General features: G+C 72.5%; 15 protein-coding genes and 1 pseudogene. 6 read left to right on the plus strand and 10 right to left on the minus strand.

Annotation, left to right across the window (positions count from 1 at the left end; all coding sequences use genetic code 11):
- Positions 1–3: 3 nt before the first annotated feature.
- Complete coding sequence (locus tag ACIQ6Y_RS21905) at positions 4–594, minus strand: GNAT family N-acetyltransferase (RefSeq protein ID WP_404041440.1); 591 nt, start codon at positions 592–594, stop codon at positions 4–6.
- 132 nt (positions 595–726) lie between these two features.
- Here ACIQ6Y_RS21905 and ACIQ6Y_RS21910 point away from each other — a divergent pair, with 132 nt between their 5' ends.
- On the plus strand, positions 727–1380 hold the full coding sequence (locus ACIQ6Y_RS21910; protein ID WP_404041441.1) for a TetR/AcrR family transcriptional regulator: 654 nt from the start codon (positions 727–729) through the stop codon (positions 1378–1380).
- Between the two features lie 42 nt (positions 1381–1422).
- Here ACIQ6Y_RS21910 and ACIQ6Y_RS21915 read toward each other — a convergent pair whose 3' ends face one another.
- The 5 genes from ACIQ6Y_RS21915 to ACIQ6Y_RS21935 all read right to left on the minus strand — a co-directional run bounded on the left by ACIQ6Y_RS21915 (position 1423) and on the right by ACIQ6Y_RS21935 (position 7597).
- Positions 1423–2115 (minus strand): maleylpyruvate isomerase family mycothiol-dependent enzyme, encoded by a 693-nt coding sequence (locus ACIQ6Y_RS21915; protein WP_404041443.1) that lies wholly within the window; start codon positions 2113–2115, stop codon positions 1423–1425.
- Between the two features lie 45 nt (positions 2116–2160).
- On the minus strand, positions 2161–3732 hold the full coding sequence (locus ACIQ6Y_RS21920) for an SMI1/KNR4 family protein (protein WP_404041445.1): 1572 nt from the start codon (positions 3730–3732) through the stop codon (positions 2161–2163).
- Between the two features lie 311 nt (positions 3733–4043).
- Positions 4044–5615: a SpoIIE family protein phosphatase gene (locus ACIQ6Y_RS21925; protein ID WP_404041556.1), complete on the minus strand. Its 1572-nt coding sequence runs from the start codon at positions 5613–5615 to the stop codon at positions 4044–4046.
- A 496-nt stretch (positions 5616–6111) separates the two neighbouring features.
- Positions 6112–6792, minus strand: coding sequence for a class I SAM-dependent DNA methyltransferase (locus ACIQ6Y_RS21930; RefSeq protein ID WP_404041446.1), 681 nt, complete (start codon positions 6790–6792; stop codon positions 6112–6114).
- Positions 6793–6874: 82 nt separating this feature from the next.
- Positions 6875–7597 (minus strand): hypothetical protein, encoded by a 723-nt coding sequence (locus ACIQ6Y_RS21935; RefSeq protein ID WP_404041447.1) that lies wholly within the window; start codon positions 7595–7597, stop codon positions 6875–6877.
- Between the two features lie 382 nt (positions 7598–7979).
- On the opposite strand from ACIQ6Y_RS21935, the gene ACIQ6Y_RS21940 reads away from it, so the two are divergent.
- Positions 7980–8462 (plus strand): SRPBCC family protein, encoded by a 483-nt coding sequence (locus tag ACIQ6Y_RS21940; protein WP_404041449.1) that lies wholly within the window; start codon positions 7980–7982, stop codon positions 8460–8462.
- 193 nt (positions 8463–8655) lie between these two features.
- On the opposite strand, the gene ACIQ6Y_RS21945 is transcribed toward ACIQ6Y_RS21940, so the two are convergent.
- Complete coding sequence (locus ACIQ6Y_RS21945) at positions 8656–9309, minus strand: maleylpyruvate isomerase N-terminal domain-containing protein (RefSeq protein ID WP_404041451.1); 654 nt, start codon at positions 9307–9309, stop codon at positions 8656–8658.
- Between the two features lie 283 nt (positions 9310–9592).
- A complete protein-coding gene (locus ACIQ6Y_RS21950) occupies positions 9593–9937 on the minus strand; it encodes a DUF6415 family natural product biosynthesis protein (protein WP_404041453.1) in 345 nt (114 codons plus the stop codon).
- Positions 9938–10160: 223 nt separating this feature from the next.
- On the opposite strand from ACIQ6Y_RS21950, the gene ACIQ6Y_RS21955 reads away from it, so the two are divergent.
- The 3 genes from ACIQ6Y_RS21955 (at position 10161) to ACIQ6Y_RS21965 (ending at position 12131) form a co-directional block, all read left to right on the plus strand.
- On the plus strand, positions 10161–10817 hold the full coding sequence (locus ACIQ6Y_RS21955) for a class I SAM-dependent methyltransferase (RefSeq protein ID WP_404041455.1): 657 nt from the start codon (positions 10161–10163) through the stop codon (positions 10815–10817).
- A gap of 170 nt (positions 10818–10987) precedes the next feature.
- Entirely contained in the window at positions 10988–11569 is a 582-nt protein-coding gene (locus ACIQ6Y_RS21960) for a sugar O-acetyltransferase (protein ID WP_404041457.1), read from the plus strand.
- Positions 11570–11573: 4 nt separating this feature from the next.
- Entirely contained in the window at positions 11574–12131 is a 558-nt protein-coding gene (locus ACIQ6Y_RS21965) for a TetR/AcrR family transcriptional regulator (protein WP_404041459.1), read from the plus strand.
- 59 nt (positions 12132–12190) lie between these two features.
- Here the strand turns inward: ACIQ6Y_RS21965 and ACIQ6Y_RS21970 are convergent, their stop codons facing one another.
- Positions 12191–14581, minus strand: coding sequence for an ATP-binding cassette domain-containing protein (locus ACIQ6Y_RS21970; protein WP_404041461.1), 2391 nt, complete (start codon positions 14579–14581; stop codon positions 12191–12193).
- 106 nt (positions 14582–14687) lie between these two features.
- Complete coding sequence (locus ACIQ6Y_RS21975) at positions 14688–15299, minus strand: hypothetical protein (protein WP_404041463.1); 612 nt, start codon at positions 15297–15299, stop codon at positions 14688–14690.
- Positions 15300–15451: 152 nt separating this feature from the next.
- Between ACIQ6Y_RS21975 and ACIQ6Y_RS21980 the strand changes: the two are divergent.
- A pseudogene (locus tag ACIQ6Y_RS21980) lies at positions 15452–15577 on the plus strand (nuclear transport factor 2 family protein); the annotation flags it as partial.
- Between the last annotated feature and the right edge of the window lie 20 nt (positions 15578–15597).

Consider the following 15597-nt stretch of genomic DNA (forward strand, 5'->3'; position numbering starts at 1 on the left):
TCGTTAGGCGCGCGGTTCGCGCCACATGCCCCACAGGGTCGGGCCGTCGCCGGGGAGGGGCAGTTCCTCGCGGACGGTGAAGCCGAAGTGTTCGTAGAAGGGGATGTTGGAGGACTTGGAGGACTCCAGGTAGACGGGGAGGCCGGCGGCGTCGGCCTGGGCGAGGCCCGAACGGAGGAGGGCGGCGCCGTGGCCCTGGCCGCGTGCGGCGGGGTCGGCGCCGATCAGGGCGAGGGACCAGTGGGGTTCGCGCGGGGTGTGCCGGGCGGCCGTCTCGACGGCGTCCCGGAACAGCGGGGCGCGGTCGCCGAGTATGTCCTGGAGCTGCTGGATGGTGTCCGGCTCGGGCACGGCCTGCGCACCCGCGGCGACCCAGAACGCGGCGGCCGCGTCGGTGCGTTCGCACACGCCGTGGTGGACGTACTGCCCCGTGAAGAGGGTGGTGAAGTAGCGGACCAGCGACGCCTCGCGCGAGGCGTCGTCGGGGAAGAACCAGCGCATCATCGGGTCGTCGTCGAAGGCGCGGGCAAGGGTGCCGCTGATCAGCGGGGTGTCGTCGAGCGTGGCCGGTTTCGGCGTGTTCGTCATCGGCATACGGGCCATTCTGCACTTGATGATCTTCGTGGGCGGACATGGGGTACCGATATCCGAACACCCTTGCCGGACACGCCTGTCGGCCCACTTGAACTAAACCGTGCAGTTCAGAGGGTGCTAGGGTCGGCTCCCATGAGCACGGACAGCGGCAAGCAGCGGCCGAGCGGACCCCGGGCGGAGCTCAAGCGGCAGGCCATCGTGCGGGCCGCGCGCGAGCTGTTCCTGCGGGAGGGCTTCGGCGTGGGCATGGACGCCATCGCCGCCGAGGCGGGCGTGTCCAAGGTGACCGTCTACAACCACTTCGGCAGCAAGGAAGCCCTGTTCACGGCCGTCATCACCCACGCGCTCGACGAACCGCTCGCCGGCGAGTCCGCGGCCGCGCTGGAGGGCCTGGCCGAGGCCGAGGACCTGCGCACGGCCCTCGTCGACGCGGCCCGCGCCTGGGTGCACGCCGTCCGCACCAACGACGAGGTCACCGCCCTGCGCAACCTCGTCGCCGCCGAGCTCCACCGCTTCCCCGAGCTGGGCGAGGCCTGGCGCCACCACGGCACGGAGAGCCACCACCCGGCCGTGGCGAACGCCCTGCGCGGCCTCGCCGAACAGGGCCGCCTGGACATCCCCGACCTCGAGGTCGCCGTCCTGCAGTTCTACGGGCTGCTGGTCTTCCCCCACATGGTCTTCAGCTCGTACGGCACCCGGATCGACGACGGCCTGACGGAGCGTCTGGTCACCGGCGGGGTCGACATGTTCCTGGCACACTACGGCCCGCGGGGCACCCAGCCGTAGCGGCAGGAGGCAACCTCCTGGCGGACCCGCTGCGGCGCCGGATCAGGGCGTCAACGGGCCCCGCAGTAGGGCCAGTCCGGCCTCCTGGTCGCCCGTCCAGGTCACGGCCTCACCGGTGTGCGGTGCACGGCCCCACAGCAGGAGCAGCAGGTGTTCCGCGGGCGCGGCGAGTGTCGCCACGGGGTCGCCCGGGCCGTAGGTCCAGCCGGCTCCGGTGTCGGTGGCCAGGAGGCGAAGGGCCTGCGCGGGCGGGTGCGTTCGGCCCCGGGCGACCTGGCGCGGTGCCATGGTGTCGAAGACCTCGGCCACGCCCTCCCCCGCGAGGTGGGGGTCGAGCGGGTGCGGGGTGCCCAGCGCCCGCTCGGCGTCCCAGCGGTGCACGAGCGCCTCCACGCAGCGGCGGCGCTGCCAGAAGCCCACCGTGTGGGGCGGGTGGAACGTCCAGGCGGGTGTCGCCGGGTCCGTGTCCAGGGCCTTGAGCAGGGTCCGTGCCGTCTCGTCGAACCATGGCAGCAGTTCCTCGGGCGCCCGGGCAGCCGAGGGGGGTTCGTCGTCACAGCGTCGCTCGGTCACCGCGGCCGCGGCCCACAGGTTGGAGGTGCCGAGGTGTTCCGCCAGATCCCGCAGCGTCCAGGAGCCGCAGTGCTCGACGCCCAGGGACAGATCGCCGTCGAGGCAGACGCGGAAGGCGGCCAACTCGTCACGCAGGTGCTGAAGCAGGGTTGCCGGGTCCATGACCGGCCAGCCTATCGGCCCCCGTGACAAGGGAGTTGAGCACCCTCAGCCGCCCACCCCCGCGACCGTGCCCGTCATCCGCAAGGCGTCCTCGGTGTCCATGCCGAGCCGGGCCGCCCAGGCGAGGGCGTCGTCGAACGTCGCCTCCGTGTCGGTGAGGTGCGCGGCGGCGAGCGTGGCAGGCGCCTTGCCCTCGTCGAGGACAGCGGTCCACTGGCGGCCGGTCAGGGCGAGGTAACGCAGCTCCGCCAGGTCGGCCACGACGGTCGGGTCCAGCACGTCGGCCTCCGAGACATCGAGGCCCCGCAGGTGCGGAATCGTCCGCAGGGGTCTCAGATCCGCCGGGGCGCCGGTGGTCAGGTCGAGGGCGGCGAGGTGCGGGTGGTCGGCGAGCGCGGTGAGGTCGCCGTGGGCGAGGGTGACGCGCAGGGACTCGACCGGCAGGTCCCGCACCGGTGTCAGGTCGGTGGTGGTGGAACGGTTGAGGTGCAGTCGGCGCAGATGCGGGGCGGCGGCGAGCGGGGCGAGGTCCACCGGGCCGGGGGCGTTGTTGATGTGGATGGCCTGGAGCGTGGGCGGAACCTCGTCCGGGACGGCGCCGATGATCTGCCGTGGGCCGGAGTCGCTGTCGCGGGGGTGGAGGGACAGGTGGTCGCCGTGTATCTCGTAGGCGCCCCGTTCCAGCAGGTCCAGTTGGTGGCCGAGGAGGGAGGTCACCGAGTCGGCGACGTAGGCGGGGCCGTCGTCGTAGTCGCGGCCGGTGCGGATGATCTGGCCGGGGTGTCCCAGGCGGGCCGGTGCCGTGTCGACGGCGAGGAAGTTGCCGTCCTCGCTGGTGGCGAACCGCAGCCAGCCGGGGTGCCCGCCGCAGCGGCGTACGGTCTCTGCCGGCGTGGTGTCGAAGACGACGGCCTCCCACTCCAGGTCCCAGCCGTACCAGGGCCGCTCCCCCGCCTGCCACTCGGTGTGCTCCGCGACCAGGCTCTTCAGCGACAGCCAGGCGCAGTTGCTGAACAGGTAGTGGTGCTCGTAGCCGATGCCGTCGCCGTCCGCGATCAGGTACAGGGCGCGCAGGTCGGCGGGCAGACGGCGGCCCAGGCGCCGTTCGGCCTCGTCGAGCTCGGCGGCGGTGGCGGGCGGGGGCAGTTCGAGCCGGCGCCCGAGGAGCGCGGCCCGCCGCGACACGTACGTGTGGAAGCGGGACACGGCCAGCTCCGGGTCCCCCGCGGGCGGGGCGGTGCCGGCCTCCTGGCGCAGGCCGGGCTGCGGCAATCGGTAGTCGGCGTCCAGGACGGCCTCCCAGCCGCTCATACCGCCGCTCACCCGGGCGACCGCGTCCCGGAAGGCGGTGAGGCGGTACGCCCCGGACGGCTCGCACCGTATCTCCAGGCTGACCGGCTCCCAGCCGCGGTCCTTCCGCAGCGTCTCGGCCAGGGCCATCAGTTCCTGGTACGGATTGGGCACACTCGGGCCCCAGGGGCCGCTGCGCGGGCTGTAGCCGCCGGTCACCGAGGTGCCGCCACCGCCCGCCCGCGCGTACATGACCGCGTCCGTCCAACCTTGCGGCGCCTGGGCGAGGATCGCCTCGACGACCGGTCGTACCGCCTGCTCAACCATGGCCTGCTCCCGTGCTGTTGCTCCTGCCGGAAATCATGACAGGCCCCACTGACAACGCCGTGAGCACCGGCAATGCTGTGCGCGGCCGGACCCGGGAGGCGCTGGGCGACGAGCGGTACGAGGAGTGCCCACGCCTCGGCGGTCGGCTGGAGCGGCGGGCGGTGGTGGCCCGGGCGCTGGGCCAGGCAATGTCCACCGGGGCGGCTGTCCCCGGCGACGGTCCGGGGGTTCCGGCACCCCCCGGCGGCCCCAGAGAAACGCCATACCCGCCGTACGCCCCGACTCAGACTCAGGCCAGCCGCCGCTCGAACTCAGGGCAGCCGCTGCTCGAACCAGACGATCTTGCCGCCGCTCACCCGGGTGGCCCCCCAGCTCTGTGCCAGCTGGTCGACGAGGAACAGTCCCCGGCCGCCTTCGTCGTCGAGCTGGGCGTGGCCGAGGCGCGGGAGTTGGACGGAGTCGTCGCGGACCTCGACGCGCAGGACGTCGGTGCGCAGCATGCGCAGGGTGAGGGGCCGGGTGGTGACGCGTACGGCGTTCGCGACCACCTCGCTGACCAGGAGCTCGGTGGTGTCGGCGAGCTCGGCCAGGCCCCAGCGGCGCAGGGTGCGGCGGACCAACCGGCGGGCCTGGCCCGCGGTGCGCGGATGCGGGGTCAGGTACCAGTTGGCGGCGGTCTCCGGCAGGAGGCCCTCGAAGCGGGCGGCGAGCAGTGCGACGTCGTCCTCGCGCTCGACCTCGTCCAGGGTGCCGAGCGCCACCTCGCACAGCGGCTCCAGCGCAGGCAGGCCCGCCGAGCCGAGGGCCCGCAGCCGGTGGCGCAGCCGGGTCATGCCGGTCTGGATGTCGGAGCCGCGGGACTCGACCAGGCCGTCGGTGTAGAGCAGCAGGGTGGCGCCGGTGGGCGCGGGCATCTCGGTGGTCTCGAAGACGCCGCCGCCGACGCCGATGGGCACTCCGGAGGGCAGGGTGAGGGCCTCCGCCGAGCCGTCGGGGCGCAGCAGGAACGGGGGCGGGTGGCCGGCGTTGGCCATCAGCAGGCGTCGGGAGACCGGGTCGTACACGGCGTACAGGCAGGTGGCGAGGTGCTGGCTGCCGAGCCGGCCGGCCTGTTCGTCGAGGTGGTGCAGGACCTCGTGGGGCGGGAGGTCCAGGCCGGCCAGGGTCTGTACGACGGTGCGGAGCTGGCCCATGATCGCGGCCGAGGTGAGGGAGTGGCCCATCACGTCGCCGATGACGAGGGCGACCCGGTTGCCGGGCAGCGGGATCGCGTCGTACCAGTCGCCGCCCACTTCGGCGGTGCGGGAGGCGGGCAGATAGCGGCTGGCCAGCCGGACACCGGCGAGGGCGGGCAGGGACGGCGGCAGCATGGTGCGTTGCAGGGTGTCGGCCACGGACGACTCGTGGCCGTGGGTGAGCGCCTTGTCGACGCCGAGCGCGGCGTGCGTGGCGAGCTGGGAGGCGACGAGCAGGTCGTCGCCGGTGAAGGCGCGGCGGCCGCGGTCGCGCACGAGGGTGATGGAGCCCAGGACGTGGTGGCGGCCGCGCAGCGGGGCGATGATCACGCGCCGTCCGGGCGGCACCTCCCCGGGCAGTCCGGCCGACGCGAGCAGCTCCGCCGCAGCGGCTGCGGCCTCCCCGGTGGTGGCGAACAGGGGCCGCCCGGAGCGCAGCAGCTTCGCCGGGGCTCCCTTGACGGCTTGAAGGGAGGCCTGAGGGGCCGGGACCGGCTCCCGGTGGACGCTGTGCAGCCTGAGCAGGACGGGGTCGGCGGAGCTTCCGTCGCCGACCGGCAGCGGATCGTACAGATGGACGACCGCCAGGTCGGCGAAGAGCGGCACCGCCGCCCGGCACAGCTCGGCCAGCGTCTCGTCCAGGTTCATGCCGCGCGCGATGCGCCGGGTGGCGCTGTCGAGGTACCGCAGCCGGTCCGTCCCGGCGTCACGCAGGGCGCGGAGGTCCCGCAGGGCTCCTGTGTCGCGCGTGGCACCGCCACCGCGTAGGGCACGGGCATCACGCAGGGCCCGGGCATCGCCGCGTGCGAACCGGGCGCCGCGCACCCGGCGGCCCCGGCCGCGCTCGGAGCCGCCCCGTGCCCCGATCACGGGGTCACCACGGCGCGCAGTGCCCCTCGGGTCCGTGCGCCACTTGCTCGGCGCACCGGCCCGCACACTCGAGGGCACTCACGTATCACGACGCGCACAGGGCTGAGGCCGGCGCCCTGCTCGCCTCCGGCCGCTTCTGCTGACATGGGTCTGGCTCCCGCACCCCGCTCTGCTCGACGGCCCTCTCAGGCCTGGCCTGGGCGGACCCCAGGCCCCGCTCGACCGGCCCGAATCGCACTGTCTCCTACAGCCCGCCTGATCCGGAGGGCAGGCCCTAGTCGAGTTTCGTACAGCGCAGGAAGATCTGCTCCTCCGGCGGGACGTCCGAGCTCTCCGGCGCGTACGTGTAGGAGGACTCCCCGTCGATGGAGAAGCCCGCCGCCTCGACGACCTCGCGGAGGGTGTCGCGGAGATAGCCCGTGACGCGGATGGTGCTGCCGAGGAAGGGGATCGCGAAGTCGTCGACGTCGGCCTCGACCATCGACAGGACGAGCAGACCACCCGGTTCGAGCAGCCCGTGGATCGTCTTCAGAGCGAGGGGGATCTCGGCGCGCGGCAGCATCAGCAGCGAGAAGAAGGCCGCGACCGCGTCGAATCGGCCCAGGTCGAGGGGACCGTCGGGGCGCAGGTCCGCGATGTCCGCCCGGTGGAACTCCGCCTCGGGCACATTGCGCCGGGCCAGTTCCACCATGCCGTCGGACAGGTCGACGCCCACGACCGCGCACCCGCCGTCGGCGAGCTGCCGCGCGGTCGGCAGTCCGGTGCCGCAGCCGAGGTCGAGCACCCGCGCGCCGGGCGAGAGGCTCTTCAGCAGCCAGTCGGCGGCCTGGACCTGCCCTTCCTTGTGCGGGAAGGCCTCGTCGTAGCGGTCGCCGATGGCGTCGAAGGCCTCCGCCTGACCCGATCGGTCGACCCGCAGGCCGTCGTAGTCGACTCCCTCACCAGCACCGCTCACGCTGCGTCTCCCTCAGGCTAAGGCTTCGATCATCCTTGCACAGGAGGACCGGCCGTGACGGGGCGTCCACAGAGAAACTGCCTCAACCACCGTGGATCACCAGGGCGATGAGCGCGATCAGGGCCGCCGTCACCGCGAACACCGTACGGGTGAGGACCCGTACGTGTCGCTCGCTGCCGGCGCGAACGGACCACGGCTGGGCGAGAGTCGCGGCCGACGCCTCCTCGACGCGGGTGCGCAGCGCCTGCCGTGCCGCCTCCGGGGTCGCGCCGAGGACGGCACGCGCGTGCCGCAGTCTGCCGCGTACGGCATGGCTGCTGGCCTCCGTCTCGGCGGCGGCCTCCGACACGCCGAGCCCGAGTCCGTCGCAGAGCACGGCGGTACGGCGGTGACGCGGGGGAAGGTCCAGCAGCGCGCGCAGGAGCGGATCGGCGGGCGGCGGGCCCGGACGGGTGACGAGCCGCCGGAAGCGGTGCCAGGGCGACAGGGCGTACTCGTGGGTCTGCATCCGCACCCAGCCCACCGGGTCGGGGTCGCGGGCGACCTCGGGCCAGCGTTCCCAGGCCTTGCGGAAGGCGTACTCGGCGGACTCGAAGGCGCGGCGGCGGCAGCCGGTCAGCAGGTGCGCCTGGTGTATCAGGCCGGGGGCGGCGTAGACGTACAGCGCGTCGAAGGCGGCCTCGGGGGTGAGCGCGGCGGGCCCGGGGGGCACGGTGCCGGCGCGGTCGTCCAGGGCGCGTATCAGGGTCGTACGGGCGGTGGTCGCGGCGCTGCCGCCCCGCTCGTGGGCTGGGTTGCGGTACATCGGGGCTTCCTGTGTGACCTGCGCGGGTCGTCGGGACCCTGCGCAGGTCACCGATCGGGTGCGGCCGCGCCCGCAGCCCCCGCGGAAGCGTCCCCGCAGGGGCTGTGGGTGTGCCACGGCATCCCCAACGCCCGGCCGGCACGCCAGGTGGCGCCGAGCATCACTTGATCACACTGTCCGACGAACCCTCGAACCCACGTCCCGTCGGCGCGACCCGCATCCGACGCTCGTCCCCGTCGCACCGATGCGCGGCATCACCGCATCCGATGTGTGACCCCATGTGGATACCCGCTCATCACGGGTACCCGGCGCGACGAGCCCTGACCTGCGCGGTGGCCGACGGGCCGCCGCCGAACAAGGCACGTACACGGAGGTAGACACGATGAGCACGGTCAAGGAGACGGTGGAGGTCGGCGTTCCGCTGCACACCGCGTACAACCAGTGGACGCAGTTCGAGGACTTCCCGAACTTCATGGAGGGCGTCGAACAGGTCACTCAGCTGGACGACCGCCACAATCACTGGACCACCAAGATCGCCGGGGTCAAGCGCGAGTTCGACACCGAGATCGTCGACCAGCTGCCCGACGAGCGCATCACCTGGCGCACCACCTCGGGCGACACCAGCCAGAAGGGCTCCGTCCGCTTCGAGCGCGTGGACGACACGCACACCCGGGTGGAGCTGGTGATGGACGTGGAGCCCAGCGGGGCCGCCGAGAAGGTCGGCGATGTGCTCGGCACGATCGACCGGCGCGTGAAGGGGGACATGAAGCGGTTCAAGGAGTTCATCGAGGAGCGCGGCGGCGAGAGCGGGGCCTGGCGCGGACGCATCCGGCCGGGCGAGACGGGCGGCCCTACGCCGCTCTGACGGCACCCCTGCGAGCCGTACGAGCACCCCTGCGAGCCGTACGAGCGGCCGTACGAGCCGTACGAGCCGTACGAGCCTACGAGCCGTCTGACGGCCCCTACGAACCGTAGGAGTCGCCGCCGTTCAGGACAGGACAGGGGCCCGGGCACTGCCGTCCGGGCCCCGTCCGCGCCCTGTGCGGGGGTACGCCGGTTCAGCCGAGCACCAGCGGCAGTCGCGCGCCGAGGTCGCCCAGTGCCGCCCGCTCCGCGTCGGTCGGCGTCCGGCGCCCCGTGCCGATGCGCAGGGCGTCCGTATCGGAGAAGGAGGCCGGGAACGGGGCCCCGGCGATCTTCTCCAGGGCCGCACGGGCCGCGGCGAGGGTCTCGCCGGGCGGTTCCGGGGCCGACGGCCGATACGCGATCAGGTCCAGGTGGTGCAGGGTCCACTCCAGCACATACGCCGAGAGGTAGTCCCCGACCGTCAGCACCTCGCCCTTGGTGCTCACCCGCAGCGCCGGGGCGGCGAGCGTGGCGGCGCGGCCCGCGGCGGAGCCGACGTCGTCGAGATGGAACTTCAGCAGTCCTGGTTCGCCGTACGCGGCCGCCAGCCGGGGGATCAGCGCGTCGAGCGGGTCCTCGCCGGTCGGCGGCTCGACGAGCTCCCAGTAGGTGACGGCGTCCACGGTCGGCTCGGAGTCGGCGGGCGTGGCCAGGGTGATCAGGACGTCCTGGGCGTCGATGACGAGGTGGCACACCAGGTCCCGTACGAGCCACCCGGCGCAGCCGGAGGGCCGCTCGAAGTCCTCGTCCGGGGTGTCGGCGACGGCCGTGAGCAGGGCGGTCCAGGCGGGAGAGAAGAGGTCCACGCGCGGCACCGTAGTGCGGTGGCGGGCGGGCGGACAACCACGTTCCGGGCGGGCCCGGCCGGCCGAGCCGCTTCAGCCGCGGCCGAAATAGTCCTGGGGTTCCGTCGGTCTTCGGCCCGTCAACTCCTTGTGGCACCCGGGCACTTCACGCCCCGCCGCGCGCCACTGCTTCACGAGCTCCTCGTAGATCGGTGTGCCCGTGTCCCGAGGCGCGTGCCCGTGCGGGGTCCGCCCGTCCGGGTGGCCGACTCCTGACGACGTCATCCCTGTCTCTCACGCCTTCCTATGACTGAACGTTTCCCCGTTCACCCGCCCCTTCGTCGAGCAGCGTCAGCAGCGCCCGGGCGGCCTCCGCCATGTCCTGCGGGGAGTACGCCGGACGGGCCGGGGTGCCGTGCGGGGCCTGGCCGACGAGGTGGGCGGCGTGGGCCAGGACGTGTATCGCGGCACTGCGCCACTCCCCCTCCATGCGGGACGCCTGCGCGGCGACCGTGGGGAGCAGAGCCCGGACGTCACCGGCGAGCCGGCCGCCGAGTGCCTCGGCCGCCGCCTGGTCGGGCAGCCCGTCCAGGATCGCTCCATAGGCTCTGCGAATCGCTGCAGAATCGATTTGCTCCACGGCGCTCATGCCTGCCCACCCCGACCGGTGCGCACCCTCCCCCCACGGGGTGAACCGGCGCATCGCGGGAGCCCACGGAGGCACAACGAGAAGTCCGCGCGCCCCCTGAGGGGCCGTCAGGACAGGCAGTTGGCGTCGGGACCCAGGCCTGAGCAGCGGGCCGTTGAGCCCTTGAGCCCTTTCGTCGTACGGAAGGCGGCCACCACCGCCGACGACCTGGAAGGCTGAGGGGATGAGCACCGAACCCGTGTACGTGGCCGCGGTCCGGGAGTCGTACGACACCGTCGCCGCCGCCTACGCCGCACTCGTCAAGTCCCCTGCCGAACTGGACCCGTTGTCGCGGGGGATGCTGGCCGCCTTCGCGGAGTCCGTACGGGCCGACGGGCGGGGGCCGGTCGCGGATGTGGGGTGCGGGCCGGGAAAGGTCACGGCGCATCTGGCCGCGCTCGGCCTGACCGTGTTCGGCGTCGACGTGTCGCCGAGGATGATCGAGCTGGCGCGGGCGGCCCATCCGGGACTGCGGTTCGAGGTGGGGTCCATGACCGCGCTGGACCTGGCGGACAGCTCGCTCGGCGGTCTCCTCGCGTACTACTCCACGCATCACACGCCGCCGGAGGTCCTGCCGCGCGTGTTCGCCGAGTTCCGGCGCACCCTGACGCCCGGCGGCCGTCTGATGCTCGCCGGACACGCGGGCGACGGCGAGCGACGCCGCCCCACGCACGCCTACGGCGGGCTCCCGGTGTCCTACGAGTCCCATCTGCTCCCCCCGGACCGGCTCGCCGCCCTGCTCGACGAGGCCGGCTTCGACCTCACGGCACGGCTGACGCAGGAGCCCGAGGAGGGCAGGAGGACGACGATCGCCACGTTCCTCGCCCGTCGGCGGCCGTGAGCCGGGGCCGAGGCGGCACCCTCCGACAACCACGGCGGGGTTTCAGGGGCTCGGAGGACTGCGCGAGCGACCACAGACGGCCCGCAGCCGCGATCGAACGGCCCTCGCCCCGGGCCGGACGCGGCGTCCCGAGTGTACGTTCGTACGCTTTGGAGTGTACGATCGTACGCATGGTGACCGACTACTTCGCGGGCGACCCGCGCACGCACCTCGAGCGCATGCTGGCGGGCGATCTCTACATCGCGGACGACCCGGAGATCGCGCGGCGGCAGCAGGAGGCCGTGCGGCTGGCCGCGCGGTATCAGGCGGCCTACGCGGAGGACGCCGAGGCGGCGCGGGAGGTGCTCGCTGAGCTGCTCGGGGCGCTGGGTGAAGAGGCGCATGTGCGGCCGCCGTTGTACGTCGACTACGGCAGCAACATCCGCATCGGTGCGCGGACGTTCGTGAACTACAACCTGACCGCGCTGGACGTCGCGGCCGTCACGATCGGCGAGGACTGCCAGATCGGGCCCAACGTCCAGCTGCTCACCCCGACCCACCCGCTGGAGCCGCAGCCGCGGCGCGACAAGCTGGAGGCGGCGCAGCCGATCACCATCGGGGACAACGTGTGGCTCGGCGGCGGTGCGATCGTGCTGCCCGGCGTGAGTATCGGGGACAACTCGGTGATCGGCGCGGGCTCGGTCGTCACCAAGGACGTGCCCGCGAACGTCGTGGCCGTCGGCAACCCCGCCCGCGTGGTGCGCGAGCTCTGACGCCATGGCCACCGGACACACCGACCCGCAGCGCCGCGAGCGCATCCTCGACGCGACCCTGGACCTGATCGCCGAGGAGGGCGTCGCGGGCGTGTCGCACCGCAAGATCGCCGGGCGCGCGGGCGTGCCGCTGGGGTCGATGACGTACCACTTCAGCGGGATCGACGAGCTGCTGCGGGAGGCGTTCGGACGGTTCGTCGAGCATTTCGTCGCGGTCTTCGACGCCCGTCTGTCCGCGCCGGCCGGCCGCGAGGAGGCCCGTGAGGCGGTGGCGGATCTGGTGCACGTGCTGTCCGAGGGCAGCCGGCGCGACCTCGTGCTCACCCAGGAGCTGTACACGCTCGCCGCGCGCCGGCCGGAGTACCGGGAGCTGACCCATGAGTGGATGCGGCGCAGCCGGGTCCATCTGGAGAAGCACTTCGATCCGGACACCGCGCGTCAACTCGACGCGCTGATCGAGGGTCTGACGCTCCATCGGGCCCTGGCGCAGGAGCCTCATGGGCGTGAGCTGACCCTGGAGGCGATCTCCCGCATCACCGAGACCGGTCGGCGGGAGGGCTGAGCCGCCCGTGCGGCACGGACCTGACGCCGTGCCGCACGGGCCTTTCACTCGAGGTCCGTTCAGGCGCCGACGTACTCCGCGAGGTGCTCGCCGGTGAGGGTGGAGCGCGCGGCGACCAGGTCGGCGGGTGTGCCCTCGAAGACGACGCGGCCGCCGTCGTGACCGGCGCCGGGGCCGAGGTCGATGATCCAGTCGGCGTGCGCCATGACCGCCGGGTGGTGCTCGATGACGACGACCGACTTGCCGGAGTCGACCAACCGGTCGAGCAGGCCCAGGAGTTGGGCGACATCGGCCAGGTGGAGTCCGGTGGTCGGCTCGTCGAGGACGTACACGCCGCCCTTGTCGGCCATGTGGGTGGCGAGCTTGAGCCGCTGGCGCTCACCGCCGGAGAGGGTGGTGAGCGGCTGGCCGAGGGTGAGGTAGCCGAGGCCGACGTCCGCGAGCCGCTGGAGGATCTTGTGCGCGGCCGGGATCCGGGCCTCGCCCTCGGCGAAGAACTCCTCCGCCTCGGTCACCGGCATCCCGAGCACCTCGCTGATGTCGCGGCCGCCGAGGTGGTACTCCAGGACGGAGGCGTCGTAGCGCTTGCCCTCGCAGTCCTCGCAGACCGTGGACACGTCGGCCATCATCGCCAGGTCGGTGTAGATGACCCCGGCGCCGTTGCAGGTGGGGCAGGCGCCCTCGGAGTTGGCGCTGAACAGGGCGGGCTTGACGCCGTTGGCCTTGGCGAAGGCCTTGCGGATCGGCTCCAGGAGCCCGGTGTACGTGGCAGGGTTGCTGCGCCGGGAGCCTCGGATGGGGCCCTGGTCGACCGAGACGACGCCCTCCTCGGCGGGGATCGAGCCGTGCACCAGCGAGCTCTTGCCGGAGCCGGCCACGCCGGTGACGACCGTCAGCACACCGAGGGGGATGTCGACGTCGACGTCCTGGAGGTTGTGGGCGCTCGCCCCGCGGATCGGGAGCTTGCCGGTCGGCTTGCGCACCGACTCCTTCAGCGCGGCCCGGTCGTCGAGGTGGCGTCCGGTGACCGTGTCGCCGGCCCGCAGACCCTCGACCGTGCCCTCGTAGCAGACGGTGCCGCCGCCCGTGCCGGCGCCGGGGCCGAGGTCGACGACGTGGTCGGCGATGGCGATCGTCTGCGGCTTGTGCTCGACGACGAGGACGGTGTTGCCCTTGTCGCGAAGACGCAGCAGCAGGTCGTTCATCCGCTGGATGTCGTGCGGGTGCAGGCCGGTGGTGGGCTCGTCGAAGACGTACGTCACGTCGGTGAGGGAGGAGCCGAGGTGGCGGATCATCTTCACGCGCTGCGCCTCGCCGCCGGACAGCGTGCCGGCCGGGCGGTCCAGGGAGAGATAGCCGAGACCGATCTCCGTGAAGGACTCCAGAGTGTGCCGCAGCGACTGGAGCAGCGGAGCCACGGAGGGCTCCTCGATTCCGGCGACCCACTCGGCGAGGTCGCTGATCTGCATCGCGCACGCGTCGGCGATGGAGACGCCCTTGATCTTCGAGACCCGGGCGCCCTCGGCGAGGCGGGTGCCGTCGCACTCGGGGCAGGTCTGGAAGGTCGTCGCGCGCTCGACGAAGGCACGGACATGCGGCTGGAGCGCGTCGATGTCCTTGGACAGCATGGACTTCTGGATCTTCGGGATCAGCCCTTCGTACGTCAGGTTGATGCCCTCGACCTTGATCTTGGTCGGCTCCTTGTGGAGGAGGTCGTGCAGCTCCTTCTTGGTGTACTTGCGGATCGGCTTGTCCGGGTCGAAGAAGCCGCAGCCCCGGTAGATCCGGCCGTACCAGCCGTCCATGGTGTAGCCGGGGATGGTCAGGGCGCCCTCGTTGAGCGACTTGGTGTCGTCGTACAGCTGGGTGAGGTCGATGTCGGAGACCGTGCCGCGGCCCTCGCAGCGCGGGCACATGCCGCCGGTGCGGCTGTAGGTCGCCTTCACGGCCTTCTTGTCGCCGACGGCGATCGCGCCGCTGCCGCGGACCGACGGCACATTGAAGGCGTACGCGCTGGGCGGGCCGATGTGCGGGTCGCCGAGGCGGCTGAAGAGGATGCGCAGCATCGCGTTGGCGTCGGTGGCGGTGCCGACGGTGGAGCGGGGGTCGGCGCCCATCCGCTTCTGGTCGACGATGATCGCGGTGGTCAGACCGTCGAGGACGTCGACCTCCGGCCGCGACAGCGAGGGCATGAAGCCCTGCACGAAGGCGCTGTACGTCTCGTTGATCAGCCGCTGCGACTCGGCCGCGATCGTGTCGAACACCAGCGAGCTCTTGCCCGAGCCGGACACGCCGGTGAACACGGTCAGCCGCCGCTTGGGGATCTCGACGCTGACGTCCTTGAGGTTGTTCTCACGTGCCCCGATGACCCGGATCAGCTCGTGGCTGTCGGCGAGGTGCGGCGCCGCCGGCGCGTCCGGCTGCCTGTCCGTCCTGGTGGCCCTGCTCATCCTGTCTCCATGTGCCGTCGGTGCCGTCGCGCGTCCGTACGACGTCACCCTAGACGCGGCTCGCCCGCGGGGCTTCTCCATTCCTGACCGGACCCGCGCTGCGAAGCTAGAAGCTGCCGTCCGCCTTCAGAGGGCTGCCGTCCATGGAGGTGTCGGTGAGCGTGGTGCGGACCTCGGTGACAACCTCGGTGCGGCTGATCGCGAAGCAGGTCATCGCGTTCAGCAGGAACCCGGCGCGGTGCTGCCCCCGGATTCCGCCGGAGCCGGCCACGTCGGTCAGGCCTTGGCCGAGCCATTCGTAGACGCCCTGGAGGTCCTCGTCCCGCCAGCCCTTCAGCTCGGCCGCGCCGATGCCCAGCGCCAGCTTCTCGGCGAGGTACTCCGGGTCGAGGACGCTGCGGAAGTGGAGGGTGAGCCGCTCGAACTGATGCCCCTCGGAGAATTCCCAGTGCCCCCACACCTCACCGATGCCCTGCGCCACGGGCCGGGCGTCGACGATCCACTCGTACCTGTCCAGGTAGGGCGCGTGGTCCCGCAGCCACTGCCGCTGCTGCCGGGGCAGGACGATCCAGGAAGCTGGCGTGTCCTCCACCGGAGACCATTCGACCTCGGGAATCTCCCAACGCCCCGGCCAGGCCCGCACCTTGTCGCGGTTCGCCTCGAACCTCGCCCGCAGCTCGTCCGCTTCGCGCCGTCGCCCCGCGCCGCGTGAGAACATCCGCCCGCGCCTCCCCGTGTCGGCTCCGGTCCAGCGTATCGACGTCAACTCCGGTCGGCCATGGGGGCTTTCGGATGCGACGCCGTACTCCGGAGAGACGCGCGCGGCATCGCGGGGCCGACGCGTTCTCCTCACCACGGCGGTGCTGCTGGTACGACTGGGTGTTCACCACGCCGAACGAGGGGCCGCGTCCGGCGGGGACGGACGTGGTGCACCTGCGCCGCCATCTGATCGACCGGATGATCGTGTTCGCCGGGGTCATCAAGCCGTTCCCCTGAGCACTGACAGCCGGGCGCAT

The organism is Streptomyces sp. NPDC096205, assembly GCF_044763135.1.
Classification (GTDB): Bacteria; Actinomycetota; Actinomycetes; order Streptomycetales; family Streptomycetaceae; genus Streptomyces.